Source organism: Actinoplanes rectilineatus (genome assembly GCF_000962825.1).
Classification (GTDB): domain Bacteria; phylum Actinomycetota; class Actinomycetes; order Mycobacteriales; family Micromonosporaceae; genus Actinoplanes; species Actinoplanes rectilineatus.
In genome coordinates this window covers 1-18,296 of record NZ_JZKF01000018.1, presented here as the reverse complement: position 1 = coordinate 18,296, position 18,296 = coordinate 1, and the positions used below count along the sequence as shown (strand labels likewise).

The 18,296-nt window shown below is 70.1% G+C and carries 9 protein-coding genes; 4 read left to right on the top strand and 5 right to left on the bottom strand.

Annotated features, from left to right (window positions below):
• Position 1: 1 nt before the first annotated feature.
• From WH85_RS15965 to WH85_RS15955, 3 genes are read right to left on the bottom strand one after another with little or no spacing between them, the layout of a single operon-like run.
• A complete protein-coding gene (locus WH85_RS15965) occupies positions 2-946 on the bottom strand; it encodes a hypothetical protein (RefSeq protein WP_157411021.1) in 945 nt (314 codons plus the stop codon).
• A 5-nt stretch (positions 947-951) separates the two neighbouring features.
• Positions 952-1,578: a thymidylate synthase gene (locus tag WH85_RS15960; RefSeq protein ID WP_157411020.1), complete on the bottom strand. Its 627-nt coding sequence runs from the start codon at positions 1,576-1,578 to the stop codon at positions 952-954.
• Positions 1,575-2,147 carry a hypothetical protein gene (locus WH85_RS15955; protein ID WP_045742653.1) on the bottom strand — a complete coding sequence of 191 codons (573 nt, stop codon included), beginning with the start codon at positions 2,145-2,147 and terminating at the stop codon, positions 1,575-1,577. The genes WH85_RS15960 and WH85_RS15955 overlap by 4 nt, the downstream gene beginning before the upstream one ends.
• A gap of 123 nt (positions 2,148-2,270) precedes the next feature.
• Between WH85_RS15955 and WH85_RS48730 the strand changes: the two genes are divergently transcribed.
• Positions 2,271-2,702, top strand: a complete 432-nt coding sequence (locus WH85_RS48730) for an NUDIX domain-containing protein (protein WP_169792448.1) — start codon at positions 2,271-2,273, stop codon at positions 2,700-2,702.
• A 134-nt stretch (positions 2,703-2,836) separates the two neighbouring features.
• Positions 2,837-4,966: a bifunctional copper resistance protein CopD/cytochrome c oxidase assembly protein gene (locus tag WH85_RS15945; RefSeq protein WP_083449025.1), complete on the top strand. Its 2,130-nt coding sequence runs from the start codon at positions 2,837-2,839 to the stop codon at positions 4,964-4,966.
• On the opposite strand, the gene WH85_RS15940 is transcribed toward WH85_RS15945, so the two are convergent.
• Entirely contained in the window at positions 4,871-6,493 is a 1,623-nt protein-coding gene (locus WH85_RS15940) for a GMC oxidoreductase (RefSeq protein ID WP_211275372.1), read from the bottom strand. The two genes, WH85_RS15945 and WH85_RS15940, sit on opposite strands and share 96 nt — an antisense overlap.
• A gap of 38 nt (positions 6,494-6,531) precedes the next feature.
• Positions 6,532-7,155, bottom strand: coding sequence for a helix-turn-helix transcriptional regulator (locus tag WH85_RS48155; RefSeq protein ID WP_045742651.1), 624 nt, complete (start codon positions 7,153-7,155; stop codon positions 6,532-6,534).
• Positions 7,156-7,972: 817 nt separating this feature from the next.
• Between WH85_RS48155 and WH85_RS15930 the strand changes: the two genes are divergently transcribed.
• Both WH85_RS15930 and WH85_RS15925 read left to right on the top strand, forming a co-directional pair.
• Positions 7,973-8,875: a sterol desaturase family protein gene (locus WH85_RS15930; RefSeq protein ID WP_083449024.1), complete on the top strand. Its 903-nt coding sequence runs from the start codon at positions 7,973-7,975 to the stop codon at positions 8,873-8,875.
• A gap of 61 nt (positions 8,876-8,936) precedes the next feature.
• Entirely contained in the window at positions 8,937-18,224 is a 9,288-nt protein-coding gene (locus WH85_RS15925) for a non-ribosomal peptide synthetase/type I polyketide synthase (protein ID WP_045742649.1), read from the top strand.
• Positions 18,225-18,296: the final 72 nt, after the last annotated feature.

The window sequence follows — 18,296 nt, the reverse complement described above, 5'->3', positions numbered from 1 at the left end:
GTCACCGTGGCGGCAGCGCGTGCTGCCCGAGTCGGCGCTCCAGATGCAGCAGCATCAGGTAGGGCTGGGCCTCCTTCGTCCGCCTGCGCCAGGTGAACGCGTTCAGGGCGTACTTCACCAGGACGCTCGGCGGCATTGCCATGCCGAGCACGTCGAAAGCGACGTCGGTGGCGAGCGCACCGGTCTGCGAGCGCAGGTTCATCCGGGTGGTCGTCTCGCGGTACCGGTCGACGATCTCCTGTGCTGCCGCCTCGGGCGTGATGACCGGGTCCATGCCCTGCGAGATCGCGAGAAGGGCATCGTCCAGCAGCCGGCGGAAACCGGCATTGTGTCGGCGGGCGACAGCGACTTCCTCAGGGTTGAGCATGCTCAAAGGGCCCAACCGCAGCCGACCGATGACCTCCTGCGCCACCGCCTCGCGGAAGGTGGCCGGGCGGTCAGCTCCACCGGGCTGGAGCAGAATGCCACGTGTGGCAGGGTTCGCGAGCAGGCCGTCCTGGCCGAGCTCCGCGGAGATGACCAGGGAGCTCAGATGGTTGCGCAGGCTGACGACCTCGGCGATGCCCTGCCGTAGCGGGCGCCCGGGGTGGCGGCGGTAGGCCTCGTCCCTGATCACCCGCAGTATGTCGTTCATCTCCGAAAGTCGTTCCGCGAGTCCCGCCGCTTCGACGACGACGTCGGCGGTCCGGCGGTCGGAACCCGGCGCGAACGGGGCGCGCACCCTGCCCGCGTCATCGACCTCGTACTCGTGCGCCCAGAGGGAGACGAGCTTCTGTTCGTGCAGGTCGGTCAGTCTCCGGTCGATCTGCCGGGCTCGGTGCTTGTCCGGGCCGGTGACTTTGTACGAGGCTCGCACGGCGACCGCGTCAGCGAAGAAGACCACCGACTGGAGCACCCGGTCGATTGTTCTGAGGTCGACTGTCCCGCTGTCCAACAGAGTGAGCACCCGGCTCATCGGAGCCCCCGGACCGGCGTCAGGAAGTCGATCTCGTAGAGGTGCGCGCTCCAGCAGTGCAACTGCAGGCGAGCATCCGTCAGGCCCAGGTCCAGCGCCATGTCTGTAGCCACCCGCGCGAAGGCCAGCAGTTCCGGTACCAGGCCGAGCATCACGTCCACGCTGCGAACAGTGAGGAACAGCCACAGCACGTCCTCGACGATGCGGAAGCACCCGCCGACGGGCGAGACCGGGAACTCGGCGCCCAGGTCCTCGCCGACGTCCCAGAGGTCGAACACCGCGCCGCGTGTGCTCTCCTCGGCCCGGAGCAGGCTGCGGATCTCGTCGAGCTGATCGCGGACTGTGCCCCCGGCCGTGCTCCTGTGCCGCAGCCGCCTGTCCACCAGGGAGCCGGTTCTCGCCTCGCCGAAGAGCCGGCTGGCGTAGTCCGTGATGAGCTCCGGAAAGGCGAAGCCGGAGGGTGGTCGCCGGTCATGTGGATCGAGCACGACGATGCTGAGACCGGGGAGGTCGAAGGAGATACCGTGCCGGGTCGAGACACGGATGGCCCGCTCGCCACGGCAGGCGGCCACGATCTGCGGCCAGCCGGTGGCCACGTTCTCCACGACGATCTCCACTGTCACCCCTCCGCTGCTCGGGCTAGCAGGAACTTGTTGGACTGGTAGAAGCTCTCCACCGAGCCAGGCAACCACCAGCCGGTCAGCTCGGGCCGGATGAGCAGGTCCGGCCGGTGGAAGGGCAGCCGGTGCGGGCTGAGTTGCGACCGCAGCCATCCGGGATCGGGATCCTTGTCCACCCCGCCGAGCCGGACGAGTCGGTCACCGTGGAACCACAGACCGAGGCGTACCAGACAACGCCGGATGGCGATGTCCTCGAGATGGTGACCGGGCGCGTCCTGTCGTCGATAGTCGAGTCCCGATCCAGTGTCGGACAGGTCGTGGACGTAGACGTCGCGTGCGGTGCTCACCAATGCCTCGAGTACCTCCGTGCTGCCTCGCAGCAAATGGAAGTAGGCATCTTCGTAGAGGCTGAGCGAGGCATTGCCGTCATGGTATTGACCGGCGACGAGCCAGGCCAGACGCCACGATCCAGGCCCGTACGTGTCATCCCATTCAGCGACGCGTCGCAGCCGGTCGCTGCCGAGCCGGCCTGGGCGTTCCACAATGCGCCATCCGTCCACGTCGTCCTCCACAGCCGGAGCCGCGAAGCTTCACGATAGCGACAACCATCGAACCCGCGCTTGCGAACGACCTCCGGCACGCCCTCGTCGGCGTGGTTGCCCGGTTCTCGCAGCGGCAGCGCTGACCATGACGCGGTGCGAGAGACGAGCGTGGCGGTGGTAGTCGTCCGCGACCGGGCAGGGTGGTATTTCATCAACCGTCGTACCCCTTGGCGGGCGCGTTACCCTGGGCGCTTCGGCATCGGCGCAGGCGGGAAAGTGAACGACACGGAGACCGCCGAGGCGGCCGCCGAGCGGGAACTGCGGGAGGAGACCGGGCTGGACGTCCGTCCCCGTCCGGTTCTCGCTTTCTTCTACGTCGACGGGGCGGTCAGGCACACCGTCCATCTGTTCGACATCGTCATCGACCGGGTGCCCATACCGAACTGCGCGGCGGAGTGGAGCGCTTCCTGCTGGGTGCCGCCCAGGGTCGTCGACCGCTTGCACCGAGCCGGTCTCCTCAGCCCCGACACCGCCGCCCTGTGGGACCGCTACCAGGACGTACAGCCGGCTCAGTGCCTGTCCTAGTCCCCGTTGGCCGTCGCGCGGAGCTCTTGCCAGGAGCCGGAACGGGCGTGTGATCACGGATACCTGGGGTGGTGGGAACTGAACGGGACTGCCGGACGACAACCCACGGTGACGTGTGGCAGGGGAGTGGCAGGGTGAAGGCGGGCGTGCGGATCGCGGCGGTGCTGATTCCGGCGGGGACGGTGGTGGCGCTGGTCGGGGCGCTCGTCATCGGGCAGGCGATCGACGAGACGGTGCTGCCGGGGATTCCGAGTCCGGGGCCGCTCACCTGGTGGGGGCTGCCGGCGGTCAAGCTGCTCGTCGACCTGCTCGGGATCGGGGTGGTCGGGGGCACCGTGACGGCAACGTTCCTGCTGCCCGGGGACGGGCCCAGCGTGTCGGCGCACGGGTGGCAGTTGCTGCGGCGGGCCACCTGGCTGGCGCTCGCGTGGATGCTCAGCTCGCTGGCTCTGATGCTGTTGACCGTTTCTGACATTCTCGGGCAGCCGGTTGCCGAGCTGGGGTTCACCGCTGTCGCGGGGTTCGCGATCTCGATCTCGCAGGGGCAGGCGCTGCTGCTGCAGGCCGGACTGGCGCTGCTGGTGGCGGTACTCAGCCGGGCCGGGGTGTCGCGCGGGGTGGCCGCGGCAGCGACGCTGGTGGCGATCGTGGCGGTGGTGCCGCCCGCGTTCACCGGGCACGCGGCCGGGGCGGGCGATCATCAGCTGGCGGTGAGCAGCCTGGCGTTGCACATCGTCGCGGCCACCCTGTGGGTCGGCGGGCTGGCCGGGCTGTTCCTCGTGCGGCGGCACCGGCGGTTCGCCGACACCGCACGGCGGTACAGCACGCTGGCACTGGCCTGTTTCGTGGCGACCGCGGTCAGTGGGCTGGCCAACGCGGCGGTGCGGCTCGGCTCCTGGGAAGCGGTCGAGACGTCGCGGTACGCCGTACTCATCATCGTGAAGATCTTTGCTCTTGGTCTTGCCGGTCTTGCCGGTCTCGCGCACCGGCAGCGCACCCTGCCCGCGCTCGCGGCCGGACGGCCGCACGCCTTCCTGCGGCTGGCACTCGGCGAGCTGGCCGTGCTCGGTGCGGCCGCCGGACTGGCGGTGGGGCTGTCGCGCAGCCCGACGCCGGCGTCGACCGCCGAGACCGATCTGGATCCCCTCGTCGAGCTGCTCGGGTTCTCGATGCCGGGGCCGATGACCACCGCCCGGCTGATCGGCGACGTGCTGCCGGACATGCTGTACCCGGGGATCGCGGCCGTCGGCATCGGCGCCTATCTGACCGGGGTGTACCGGCTGCGCCGCAACGGCGACCACTGGCCGTGGTCGCGGACCGTGTCGTGGGTGGCCGGCCTGCTGGTGTTCGCCGGGATCACCGTGCTCGGCGTGGCGAAGTACGCCTACGTGCTGTTCAGCGTGCACATGATCCAGCACATGGTGCTGTCCATGGTGGTGCCGATCCTGCTCGTCGGCGGCGCCCCGGTCACCCTGGCGTTGCGGGCGCTGCGCCGGCCGGCCGACCCGCAGGTCCGCGGCGCCCGGGAATGGCTGCTGCTGATCGTGCACAGCCGGGTGGCGCGGTTCTTCGCGCATCCGCTGGTGGCGCTGGCGATCTACGTGGCCAGCCTGTACGGCCTGTACTTCAGCGGGCTGCTCGGCACCCTGATGCGCAGCCACCTGGGGCACGTGGCGATGGTGCTGCACTTCGTGCTCGCCGGGTACCTGCTGTTCTGGGTGTTGATCGGCGTCGACCCGGGCCGCCGACGGGTGCATCCGGCGATGCTCACCGTGATCCACTTCCTGGCGATGGTGGCGCACGCGTTCTTCGGTTTCGTGCTGCTCCAGTCGACCACGGTGATCGGCGTCGACTGGTACACCGCGGTGCACCCGTCGTGGGCGTCGTCGCTGATCGAGGATCAGCGCCTGGGTGCGGGCCTTGCCTGGGCGTTCGGTGAGATCCCGGCGGCGGTCGTGGTGCTGCTGCTGATCCGGCAGTGGATCCGCAGCGACGAGCGGGAGCAGGCCCGTCTCGACCGGGCGGCCGACCGGTCCGACGCCGCGGGGGAGGAGGACGACCTGTCCCGCTACAACGCGTTCCTGGCGGAGGCCGGTGCCGGGGCGGCCGGCCGTTCTGAGACCGGCGTGGCCCGCGCGGGGTCGCAGCGAGCCACGCCGGGAGCCGGGTCAGAGGTCGGTGGTGATGATCTTCTCGATGTTGCGCTCGGCCAGGGCGGTGATGGTGACGAACGGGTTGACGCCCGTGTTGCCGGGGATCAGTGAGCCGTCCATGACGTACAGGCCGGGGTAGCCGGGCAGCCGGCCGTAGTTGTCGGTGGCCTTGCCGAGGACGCAGCCGCCGAGCGGGTGGTACGTGAGGTCGTCGCCCCAGATCTTGTTGGCGCCGAAGAGGTCGGTCCGGTACGTGGTGACCTCCGCCGAGTTGATCTTGTCGAAGACCCGCTTGGCGGCGTCGATCGCCGGCTGGTTCATCGCGGTCTGCCAGGTCAGGTCGACCTTGCCGGTGCTGCTGTCGTGCACGAAGCTCGCCCGGTTCGGGTTCTTGGTGATGGCCAGGTAGAGGCTGATCCACAGTTCGAGGCCGGCCGGCATCGGCGCGATCTCGGCGAAGACCGGGCCGGCCGGGTCGTTCCAGTTGTCGATGCCCAGCGCGGGCATGCCGGACTGCAGCGCCCCGGTCAGGTCCCACAGGTGCAGCGCCCGGGCCACCATGACGTTGCCGTTGTTGCCCCAGCCCTGACCGACCGCGTCGGGAAGGTTCGGCAGCTTGCCGAGGGCGCGCATCTTCACCAGCAGTTTGCTGGTGCCGACGCTGCCGGCGGCGAAGAAGACCCGGTCGGCGCGGACGGTCTTGGTGGCCACGGTGGCGCCGGTGGTGTCGATCTGGTCGATCGTCACGGTGTATCCGCCCGCGGCGGCCGGTTCGACGGCGGTGACCACGTGCAGGGTGGCGACGGTCAGCCGTCCGGTGGCGGCCGCGGCGGCGAGGTAGGTCTTGTCGAGGGACTTCTTGCCGTGGTTGTTGCCGTAGATGACCTCGCCGTCCAGGGCCGAGCGGGTGACGGTGCCGGCCTGTTCCCTCTTCATGTAGTCGAGGTCGTACACGCTGGGCACGAACGTGGTGGTGAAACCGGAGGCCTGCGCCTGCTGCCGGGCGGTCCGGGCGTACTGGTAGCAGTCGGCGGTCTCGAACCAGGCCGCGTCGTAGGTGTTCACGCCGAGGGTGCTGTTGGCCCGGGGGAAGTAGGTGCCGTACATCGCGGCGGCGTCGACCGAGGGCAGGATCTCCTGGAAGTAGTCCCGCTTGGGGACCACCGCCATGCCGCCGTTGACCAGGGAACCGCCGCCGACGCCGCGGCCCTGGTAGACGCGGATGCCGGCGAACTTCTCCGCGTCGAGCACCCCGGTGTACCGCTCGACGGCCTTGTTGACCGAGGAACCGAGGAAGTAGCCGAGCGGCTGGTCGGTCTCGGTGCGCAGCCAGTAGGAGCGGTGGTCGGGGCTGAGCATGTTGGCGAACACCTTGCCGTCGGCGCCCGGGGTGTTCCAGGCCATGCCCATCTCGACGACGGTGGTGGCGATGCCGGCCTGGGTGAGCCGGAGCGCGGTGACGGCGCCGCCGTATCCGCTGCCGACGATGAGGGCGGGTACGTGGTCGCCGGAGCTGAGCGCGGCGGAGGCGGCGGTGGCCCGGGACAGCAGGGTGCCGCCGGCGGCGGTGGCCAGGGCTGTGACGGCGCCGCCCTTGAGCAGGGAGCGCCGGGAGACCGCGGGGTGACGGCTAGACACGTTCGTTACTCCAATGTGGACACTAGGGGCGAGGGGGATCAGATGTAGCCTTCGCGGATCGCGTAGGCGACGGCGTGGGTCCGGTTGCGCAGCTCCAGCCGGTTGATCAACTGGTGCAGGACGGTTTTGACGGTGCGTTCCGAGTAGGCGAGCTTCTCGGCGATGGCCCGGATCTCCTGGCCGTCGGAGAGCAGGCGCAGCACATCCGCCTCGCGTGGTGTCACCCCGAACATCCGCTGCCCGGTGCCGGGGGAGCGGGGCTGCCCGACCAGGGCGGCCAGCAGGTCGACGGCGTCCGGGGGCAGTTCGCTCTCGCCGGAGTCGGCCGCCTGCAGTCCTCGTGCCAGCACCTCGACGGTGAGCTTGTGGCGCCAGATCAGGATGCGGATGCCGCACTCCATCACCTGGATCAATTCCACCGGGCGCAACGGGCCGACGATCAGGAGGGTCTTGCGCTGGTGGCGGTCGGAGAGCTCGCGCAGCTGCCGGACCGCCTGGTCGTCGAGGCGTTCGGCGAGCACCGTCGTCACCACCCCCTGCGGCCGGGGTCCCGGCTTGGGGTCGTCCACCAGGTCGACGTGAGGCATGCGCCGCAGGTAGCTGACGAGCCCGGCTTTCGCCAGTTTGTCGGCGGCCTGGATGCTGACCGAAATTCGCTTCATGCCGCCAATCCCAGTTCTCGGTACTCCGGTAATTGCCGCCAGTCAAGCGTTTGTCCCGCAGATCGGGCAAGGGCAGAAAGCACCGGCAGTGACGCGATTCTGCCGGTGACTCGTGAGTAGCTTTCACGATACTGTTAACAATTGACGGGCATCGTCGCTATCCGTGATCTTCGAAGCCCTTTCGAAAAAGGGGCCGCCGCGGCTTTGGCGGCCACCGCTGGCAGGGGTGGGCCCCTCCGGTAGCTTTCCGGGGCGGTTCGAGGTTTTTCACGCAGTGTCAGGCGGGCCGTGACTACGGGGTCGCCGGCTGAATCCGGAGCTGTTGCCCGAACGTCCTCTAGGCTTTGCGCGAACGTCCACCCGAGTTGGCTTTGTAACACTCCGGGTGATTTGGATGATGGAACTGCACCTTCAAAGGCTATTGTCCGATCTTTCCCGATGGTACGAAGAATGACATCGGGGCGCGGACGGGCAGGCCTGGGGCGAGGATGTCCGCCCCGGTGGACAATGTGCGCGGGCCGGAACGTGAACGGTTGACCGCCCGTTCGTACATGCCCCACTGCCTTTTCGGGAAGCCGATTGCAAGCTTCTGATTCGCAACCGGCCTCGTCGCTTCCCGTTTTGCCGGCATCCGCCGTCCGGCGTACTTATCGGCGATCCGCAAACCATTCGGCAAGCTGCCGCCGGCAGTGACTCATGTCACGATCTCGAACGTTTCCCGCTGTGCGACCTTCGGCCCGCTCCGACGGCCGTATCGCACCCACCCACCGAGGTGCCCCGCGCTGTCAACAATCCCTCGGCGAGTGGAGGAAGGCCGATGAGCCTTGCTGAACAGAGGACAAGTTCGGATCCGGTCACGCCGGCCGGGCGTCCCGCTTGGGCCCGTGTGCTCTCGCGGGTCTACTACCCGGTGCAACTGGCGGCCATCGTCGGCCTCGCATGGGCGGCGATCGCCCTCGACTGGGACTTCGGCGTGGTCAGCGGGTCGTTCCTGGTCGGCATCCTCGGCAGCCTGCTGCTGCTGGAGAGGCTGATCCCGTACGACCGGGACTGGCAGCCGAACCCGCAGGAGTGGCGCTTCTACGGCGTCTACTTCGTCCTGACGGTGGCCGCCAGCTCGGCCTCCCAGATCCCGGTGATGGCCGTCTTCGGATACTTCACCCCGCCGGAGCCGTTCCTGCCGCTCGGCGTGGAGATCGTCCTCGCCGGCCTGGTCGGCTCCCTGGCCAACTACGCCTGGCACCGCTGGTCGCACACCAACCTGGTGCTCTGGCGACTGCACGGCGTGCACCACGTCCCCGACAAGGTCAACGTGGCCAACAACGGTGTGAACCACGTCTTCGACGTCCTGCTGACCCAGTTCTCGGTCCAGTTCGTCCTGACCCTGTGCGGCTTCTCGGAGCCGTCCGTCTTCGCCGTCGGCCTCTTCGTGATGGCCCAGGGCTACTTCGTCCACGCCAACGTCGACGTGAAACTCGGCCGGATCAACTACGTCTTCTCCGGTCCCGAACAGCACCGCCTGCACCACAGCACCAACCTCAAGCAGGCCGGTCACTTCGGCTCCGACCTGTCGATCTGGGACCTGCTCTTCCGCAGCTTCACCTGGCGGCCGGGCCTCGCCCCGCAGGCCGTCGGACTGAGCAACCCGAAGTCGTTCCCGACCTCGGACCGGATCGTCTCCTCGATGGTGCATCCGCTGAGCCGCAGCTGGCACGTCTGACCCCTGGCTCTGCCTGCCCGCCCGCGCGCGTTCGCCCCTCCATGAAGAAATGTGAGCCATCATGAACGACCTGTCCCCGGCGGCTGTTGCGGCCGCCGGAGAGAAGATCGCGATCGTCGGCATCGGTTGCCGCTTCCCCGGCGGCGCCAACGACTACCACGAGTTCTGGCAGAACATCATCGCCGGCCGTGACTGCCTCACCGACACCCCGCCCGACCGGTACGACGTGACGACCCTCGGCAGCCGTGACAAGGACAAGCCGGGCCGGCTCGTCGGCGGTCGCGGCGGTTACATCGACGGCTTCGACGAGTTCGACCCGGAGTTCTTCGGCATCAGCCCGCGTGAGGCCGAGAACATGGACCCGCAGCAGCGCAAACTGCTCGAGGTCGCCTGGGAGGCGCTGGAGGACGGCGGTCAGAAGCCCGCCGAACTGGCCGGCACCGACGTCGGCATCTTCGTCGGCGCGTTCACCCTCGACTACAAGATCCTGCAGTTCGCCGACCTCAGCTTCGAGACGCTCGCCGCGCACACCGCGACCGGCACGATGATGACGATGGTGTCGAACCGGATCTCGTACTGCTTCGACTTCCGCGGCCCCAGCATGTCCATCGACACCGCGTGCAGCTCCTCGCTGGTCGCCGTCGACCTGGCCTGCCAGAGCCTGCGCCGCGGCGAGACCCGGCTCGCGCTGGCCGGCGGCACCCTGTTGCACCTGACCCCGCAGTACACCATCGCGGAGAGCAAGGGCGGCTTCCTCTCCCCGGAAGGCAAGTCCCGCACGTTCGACAGCTCGGCGAACGGCTACGTCCGCGCCGAAGGGGTCGGCCTGGTCGCGCTGAAGCGGCTCAGCGACGCGGTCCGCGACGGCGACCAGATCCACGCGGTGATCGTCGGCAGTGGCGTCAACCAGGACGGGCGTACCAACGGCATCACGGTGCCGAACGGCGACGCGCAGGTCAGCCTGATCGAGCGGGTCTGCGCCGAGGCCGGCGTGGTCCCGGGCGACATCCAGTACATGGAGGCGCACGGCACCTCGACCCCGGTCGGCGACCCGATCGAGGCGAACGCCCTCGGCCGGGCCCTGTCGGTCGGCCGCCGTCCGGGCGCCGACTGCTACGTCGGTTCGGTCAAGACGAACATCGGGCACACCGAGTCCGCGGCGGGCATCGCCGGCCTGATCAAGACCACGCTGAGCCTCAAGAACAAGACCATCGCGCCGCACATCAACCTGCGGGACGTCAACCCGAAGATCGATCTCACCACGCTGCCGTTCCGGATCCCGACCGAGCCGACCCCCTGGCCGGAGCACGAGGGACGGGCCCTGGCGGGCGTCAACGCGTTCGGCTTCGGCGGTACGAACGCGCACGTGCTGCTCGAGGAGGCACCCGAGCGCGCCGAGCAGTCCGGCCCGGCCACCGGGGCACCGGCCACCGGGTTCCGGATCCTGCCGCTGAGCGCGCGCGACGACACCACCCTCGCCACCGTCGCCGAGCGCATCGCCGGTGAACTGGACCGGCTGCCGGACGTCGCCTGGACGCTCGCCCATCGCCGTCAGCACCTCGAGTCGCGGCTCTCGGTGGTCTACTCCACCGGCGAGGACCTGGCCGAACGCCTCGGCGAGTACGCCCGCGGCGAGTCCCACCCGCACCTGCTGACCGGCACCCAGCTGGAGGGCGACGCCAGCCGGCTGGTCTGGGTGTTCACCGGCATGGGCCCGCAGTGGTGGGCGATGGGCCGCCAGCTGCTGCGCGAGGAGCCCACCTTCCGCGCCGTCATCGAGCGGTGCGACGCCGAGATCCGCAAGCAGGCCAACTGGTCGCTGCTCGACGAGATGACCGCCGACGAGGCGGACTCGCAGATGGCCGAGACCTGGCTCGCGCAGCCGGCCAACTTCGCGATCCAGATCGCCCTGGCCGCGCTCTGGCGGGAGCGGGGCGTCACCCCGGCCGCGATCGTCGGGCACAGCACCGGCGAGGTCGCCGCCTTCTACGAGGCCGGTGTCTACACGTTCGAGCAGGCCGTGATGGTGGTTCTGCACCGCAGCCGGCTGCAGCAGAAGCTGGTCGGCACCGGTACGATGCTCGCGGTCGGGCTCTCCGAGGCCGAGGCCGGCGTGGCGATCCGCCCGTACGGCGACCGCATCTCGATCGGCGCGGTCAACAGCCCCACCGCCATCACCCTCGCCGGTGAGGAGCCCGCGCTCGCCGAGCTCTCCGCCGTCCTCAAGGAACAGCAGGTCTTCAGCAAGTTCCTGGACGTACGGGTGCCGTACCACAGCGCCCAGATGGAGGCGATCAAGGCGGACCTGCTGGACTCGCTGGCCGGCCTCGCGCCGAGCCCGGCGCAGGTCCCGCTCTACCTGACCGGCAAGCACGGGCGCTCGGACGGCCTCGACCTGAACAACCAGTACTGGTGGCGCAACGTCCGCGACAGCGTGCTGTTCCAGGCCGCGGTGCAGCACCTGATCGAGGACGGCTACCGGCTGTTCCTGGAGATCGGCCCGCACCCGGTGCTCGGCCGTTCGATCCAGGAGATCCTCACCGCGCAGGGCGTCACCGGGCGTACGGTCGCCACGATCCGCCGCAACAAGGACGAGGCCGCGCAGTTCACCATCGCGGTGGCCGAGCTGCACAACGCGGGCGTGCCGGTCGACTGGTCGGCGCTGCAGCCCGAGGGCCGGCTGGTCCCGCTGCCCCGCTACCCGTTCAAGCGGGACCGGTACTGGGTGGAGCCGCACGCGGTCGCCCAGGTCCGGCTCGGCCACCAGGACCACCCGCTGCTCGGCCGCCGGCTGACCAACGCGGTGCCGACCTGGGAGGCCAAGCTCGACCCGGAGACGCTGCCGTACCTGGAGGACCACCGGATCCAGGGCAACGTGCTGTTCCCCGCGGCCGGCTACCTCGAGGCGGCGATCCAGGCGGTCCGCGCGCTGACCGGCGGCACCGCCGTCGCCCTGGCCGACATCGAGCTGCGCAAGGCGCTGTTCCTGTCCGACCGGGAGGCCCGGACCGTCCAGCTGACCGTCTCCGACGCGGATGGCACCTTCGCGGTCGCCTCGCCGTCGGCCGACGGCGAACCCACGGTGCACACCACCGGTGCGGTCCGTGTCTCCCAGCCGCGCCGTGCCGAGGGGCACCTCGACCGGGACGCCGTCCGGGCGCGCACGGTGCGCCGCTTCGAGGGCGCGGCATGCTACGACGAGCTGGCGGCGATCGGCTACCACTACGGCCCGGCGTTCCAGGGCATCGACGAGGCGTGGGTCGGACCGGACGAGGCCCTGGCCCGGATCCGGGCACCGCACGGCGTGGACGCCGGCGGCCACCACATGCACCCGGTGCTGCTCGACGCCTGCTTCCAGACCCTGCTGACCCCGCTGATCCTGCAGGCGAAGGACGGCGGCACCGGCATCCGGCTGCCGCTGTCCATCGAGGAGCTGCGGATCGACCCGGTCGGTGACCAGGCCGTGTGGGCGCACGCTCGGCTCACCCGCAGCGAGGGTGACGAGCTGATCGGCGAGATCACCGTCTACACCGAGGACGGTGCCCCGCTCGGCCGGATCGACGGCTTCCGTGCCGTCGACGTCGAGAAGGCGTCAGCCGCGGTCGGCCTCGGCACCATCGACGGCTGGCTGGTCGAACCCACCTGGAGCGAGATCGCCGCGGACGCCCCGGCGGAGCCCCGGACGATCGGTGACCTGCTGATCCTCGCCGACGGTTCCGGTGTCGGCGCCGAACTGGCGGCCCTGGCCGAGGCGGAGGGCCTGCGGACCCACCTGGTCCACGCCGGGAAGGGCTACTGGCCCGCACCGGACGGCCGGTCCTCGACGGTGGCGCCCGCCTCCGCCGACGACCTGCGGTCGCTCTTCACCGACCTGGCCGTGCGGCACCCGCAGGGCTTCGGCACCGTCGTGCACCTGTGGAACCTGGACCTGCCCGACCTGGCCGAGGCCCGGGCCGCCGACCTCGACGAGCACGGCAGCCTCGGCGCGTACTCCCTGGTCGCGCTCGCCCAGGTGCTTGCCGAGCGGGGCACCGGCGCCGCGCTGTCCGTGGTCACCCGCGGCGCGCAGCCGGTCGTCGGATCCGGTCCGGTGGAGCCGCTCGGCGCCTCGGCCTGGGGCATCGCCCGGGTGCTGTGGTACCAGGAGCTCACCGGGAACCGCGGCAAGATGATCGACCTGGAGCCGCGCGCGGCCCGCACGGACGAGTCCGTACGCGGCGACGCCCTGGCCCTGCTGCGCGAGCTCGGCACGACCGGTGAGGAGGAGATCGCGCTGCGCGGCACGAGCCGCCTCACCAGCCGTCTCGTCCAGGCCGGGAAGCTGACCCGGCCGCTGCCGCTGCGGCTGCGCGTCGACGGTGCCTACCTGGTCACCGGCGCGTTCGGTGCCCTCGGCCAGGTGCTCTGCCGCACCCTGGTACGCCGCGGCGCCCGCCGCCTGATCCTGAACAGCCGCACCCGCATCCCGGAGCGCGTCACCTGGTCCACGCTGGACCCGCAGTCGCGGACCGGCGAACTGGTGGCCTTCCTGCGGGAGCTGGAGGCGCTCGGCGCGCAGCCGATCGTGGCCTCGTTCGACGTCACCGACGAGACCAGCCTGACCACGTGGCTCGACGGCTACCGCGAGCAGGAGGCGCTGCCGATCCGGGGTGTCTTCCACCTGGCCGGCCAGGTCGACGACACGCTGATCGCGGAGATGGACCGGCCGCGGTTCGACGCCGCGTACCGGCCGAAGACCGTCGGCGCGTTCCTGCTGAACCGGCACCTCGCGGACCAGCCGCTGGACCACTTCGTGCTGTTCGCGTCGATCGCGTCGCTGCTCACCACGGCCGGGCAGACCAACTACGCGGCCGGCAACGCGTTCCTCGACTCGCTCGCCCACCACCGCCGGGCCGCGGGCCTGCCCGCACTGAGCTTGGACTGGGGTCCGTGGGCGCTCGGCATGATCGAGGAACTCGGTCTGATCGACCACTACCGCAACAGCCGGGGCATGACGTCGCTGGGCGCCGAGGCGGGCATGGCCGTCCTGGAGCGAGTCCTGGGCCAGGACCGGGCCCAGCTGATGGTGGCGACCGTCGTCGACTGGCCGCTCTTCCTCTCCTGGTACGACATGCCGATCCCGCTGGTCACCGAGCTGGCCGCGGCCGGTGGTGACGGCGGTGCCGGCGAGTCCGGCGGTCTGCGCGACACCCTGCGCACGGCCGACGCGCGGACCCGCCAGGAGCTGATCGCGACCTACTTCACCGAGCTGGTCGCGACCGTGCTGCGGGTCGCCGTCGACCGGGTGGACGGCACCACCGACCTGAACAGCTTCGGCATGGACTCGCTGCTCGCCATGGAGCTGCGCGGCCGGATCAGTGCGGACCTCGGTGTCACCCTGCCGGTCGTCGCGCTGCTCGGCGGCGCCCCGGTCGGTGAGCTGATCGGCAAGCTGCTGGAGGCGCTCACCGAGGCGGACGGGCAGGACGTCAACGCGACCGCGGTGGAGACCTTCACCGACGAGTCGTGGTACCCGCTGACGCAGAACCAGCAGGCGCAGTGGTTCCTCAAGCAACTGGACCCGGACGGTTTCGCGTACAACATCGGTGGTGCCGTCCAGGTCCGCGCCGAGCTCGACCCGGGCCTGATGTTCCTGGCCGTGCGGGCGACCATCGCCCGGCATCCCAGCCTGCGGGCCAACTTCGTCCTCGACGGCGACAAGCCGGTCCAGAAGATCTCCGCCGAGATGGATCCCGACCTGGGTCTCGTCGAGGCCGAGGGCCTGGAGTGGGACGAGATCTACCAGATGATCATCGAGGAGTACCGCAAGCCGTACGACCTCGAGCGTGATCCGCTGGTGCGTTTCCGGCTCTACCGGCGCGGCCCGGACCACTGGGTGATCATGAAGGCCGTCCACCACATCGTGTCGGATGCGATCTCCACGTTCACGTTCATCGAGGAGCTCTTCGCGGTCTACGAGGGCATGCGGACCGGCAAGCCGGCCGACCTCGAGCCGGTGCCCTCGCGGTACCTCGACTTCCTGAACTGGCAGAACCGGTTCCTGGCGAGCCCGGCCGCGGGCAAGGCCCTCGAGTACTGGAAGACGCACCTGCCCGCCGAGGTGCCGAACCTGAACCTGCCGACCGACAAGCCCCGCCCGCTGGTGCAGAGCCACAACGGCGCGTCGGAGTTCTTCGCCCTGGACGCGGACCTCACCACCCGGATCCACGACCTGGCCCGCGAGCACAACGTCACGCCGTTCATGGTGCTGCTCGGTGCGTACTACCTGCTGCTCAACAGGTACTCCGGGCAGGACGACATCGTGGTGGGCAGCCCGGTGACCGGCCGTACCCAGGAGGAGTTCTCCTCGGTCTACGGGTACTTCGTCAACCCGCTGCCGCTGCACGTCAACCTGGCCGGGGACCCGTCGGTCGCGGCACTGCTCGACGCGGTCCGCGCCACCGTGCTCGGTGGTCTGGACCACCAGGAGTACCCGTTCGTGATGCTGGTCGACGAACTCGGCCTGCGCCACGACCCCAGCCGCTCCGCGGTGTTCCAGGCGATGTTCATCCTGCTGGTGCACAAGGTCGCCACCGAGAAGTACGGCTTCAAGCTCGAGTACGTCGAGTTGCCGGAGGAGGAGGGCCAGTTCGACCTGACGCTCTCGGCCTACCTGGACGAGGCGGACGGCCGGTTCCACTGCGTCTTCAAGTACAACACCGACCTGTTCGTGCCCGAAACGATGCAGCGGCTAGCGGCGCACTTCGGCAACCTGCTCGACGGGCTGACCAGGTCGGACGCCGCACAGCCGGTGTCCCGGCTGGCCCTGCTCGGCGAGACCGAGCTCGACCACCTCACCGGCCGGCTCAGCGGCGTGGACCAGACCGCCTGGTACGAGGAACCGCTGCCCGAGCTGATCACCCAGGTCGCGGCCGAGCACCCCGGTACGGTCGCGGTGGCGGTGCCCGGCGGGACCCGGATGACGTACGCCGAACTGGTGGACCGTTCCGGCGACCTGGCCCGGCGCCTGATCGCCCAGGGTGTCGGCGCCGGTTCGGTGGTGGCGCTCTGCCTGCCCAAGTCGACCGAGCTGATCACCGCGATGGTCGCGGTGCAGCGCTCCGGTGCGGCCTACCTGCCGCTGGACCCGGACCACCCGGCCGAGCGCCTGTCGTACATGGTCGGTGCCGCGCAGGCCGCGCTGGTGCTCGCCCCGGAGGGCGATTTCGGCCGGCTGGCGGACCTGCCGGCACCGGTCCGCAGCCTCACCGAGATCGGCCGCGGGGACGCCGGCGACGCGGTGCTGCCGCGGATCGAGCTGGACTCCACGGCGTACGTCATCTTCACCTCCGGTTCCACCGGCCGGCCCAAGGCGGTCCGGGTCAGCCACCGGAACCTGGCCTCGGTGCAGGCCGCCTGGCGTGACGAGTACGGCCTCGGCGTCGACGTCCGCGTGCACGCCAGCCTGGCCGGCGTGTCGTTCGACGTCTTCACCGGAGACGTGACGCGGGCGCTCAGCTCGGCCGGCACGCTGGTGCTGGTCGACCGGGACCTGCTGTTCGACACCGCCCGCCTCTACCGCACGATGGTCGAGGAACGGGTGGACTGCGGCGAGTTCGTCCCGGCGGTCGCCCGGCAGCTGATGGCGTACTGCGAGCGGGAGAACGTCCGGCTCGACTTCCTGCGCCTGATGATCGTCGGTTCGGACGTCTGGAAGGTCGCCGAGTACGAGCGCCTGCGGTCGTTGTGCGGTCCGCAGACCCGCGTGATCAACTCGTACGGCCTGACCGAGGCGACGATCGACAGTGCCTACTTCGAGGGGCCGGTCGACGGGCTGGAGCCGGGCCGGGTGGTGCCGATCGGCACCGCGCTGCCCAACAGCGAGCTGTACATCCTCGACGAGGCCGGCCGTCCGGTGCCGGCCGGGGTCACCGGGGAGCTGTGGATCGGTGGCGACGGCGTCTCCGGCGGTTACGTCGGCGACCCGGAGCAGACCGCGCACCGCTTCGTGACCGTGGAGCTCAACGGCGCCTCCCGCCGGCTCTACCGCACCGGTGACCTGGGCCGCTGGGACCGCGAGGGCCGGGTGCACCTGCTCGGCCGGATGGACACCCAGATCAAGGTGCGGGGCTACCGCATCGAGGTCGGCGAGGTCGAGGCGCACCTGACCGCCGCGCCGGGCATCACACAGGCGGTGGTCACGGTGGTCGACGACGCCCGGGGCGAGGCGGCCCTGTGCGGCTACTGCGTGCCCGAGCCGGGTACGGAGTTCGACGCCCGGGCGCTGCGCCAGCGGCTCACCGGATACCTGCCGACCTTCATGATCCCGTCGTTCCTGGTCGAGGTGCCCGAACTGCCGCTCACCCCGAACGGCAAGGTCGACCTCGACGCGCTGCCGGCGCCGCACGCGGAGACGGCATCCGAGTCGTTCGAGGAACCCGTCACGCTGTACGAGACCCGGATGGCGGAGAACTGGCGCACGCTGCTCGGCGTGGACCAGGTGGGTCTGGAGCACGACTTCTTCGAGTCCGGTGGCAGCTCGATCAAGCTGATGGAGCTGATCTACCACCTGCAGACCGAGTTCGGCATCGAGATCCCGGTGAGCCGCCTGTTCACCGTGACCACGCTGCAGGGCATGGCCCGTACCGTGCAGGACATCGTCAGCGGTGACGTCGACGGGGCCCGCCCCTACCTGGTGTTCAACGCCACCGCCGAGCCGACGGTGTTCTGCTTCCCGCCGGCCGGTGGCCACGGCCTGGTCTACCGGCAGTTGTCCGGTCAGCTCAGCAAGCACCGGTTGATCGCCTTCAACTACCTGACCGGCGACGACAAGGTGGCGCGCTACGCCGACCAGATCGAGGAGCTGTCGGCGGCCGGTGCGGTGGCGCTGCTCGGTTACTCCCTCGGCGGCAACCTCGCGTACGAGGTGGCCAAGGAGCTGGAGAGCCGCGGCCGCGCGGTGTCGGACGTGGTCATCCTCGACTCGTACCGGATCGGTGCGGCGTTCGAGATGCCGCAGGACCAGATCGTCGCGTTCGAGCAGGAGCTCGCGGAGCACCTGCTGCGGCACACCGGCTCGGACGTGATCTCGGCGAGCACTCTCGAGCAGGCGCGTGACTACCTGCTCTTCGCCAGCCGGACGCCGAACGTCGGCGGCGTGGACGCCGTGGTGACCGTGCTGAGCGACGAGAACAAGGCCGACCTGTACGCCTCCGGCCGCGAGGGCGGCTGGTACGGCAGTTCCCGGACGAGGGCCGCGCTGGTCACCGGCTTCGGCGAGCACGCACAGATGCTCGACGGCGAGTGTGTGGTGGCGAACGCGAGCCTGATCCGGTCGGTCTTGGCCGGCGGCGACACCGGCACCGTCTGATCCTCGCCCCCCCCGGCGGGCGGGGCACGCGTGACCTGCCCCCCCCCCCCCCCCCCCCCCCAAGGCCCCCGA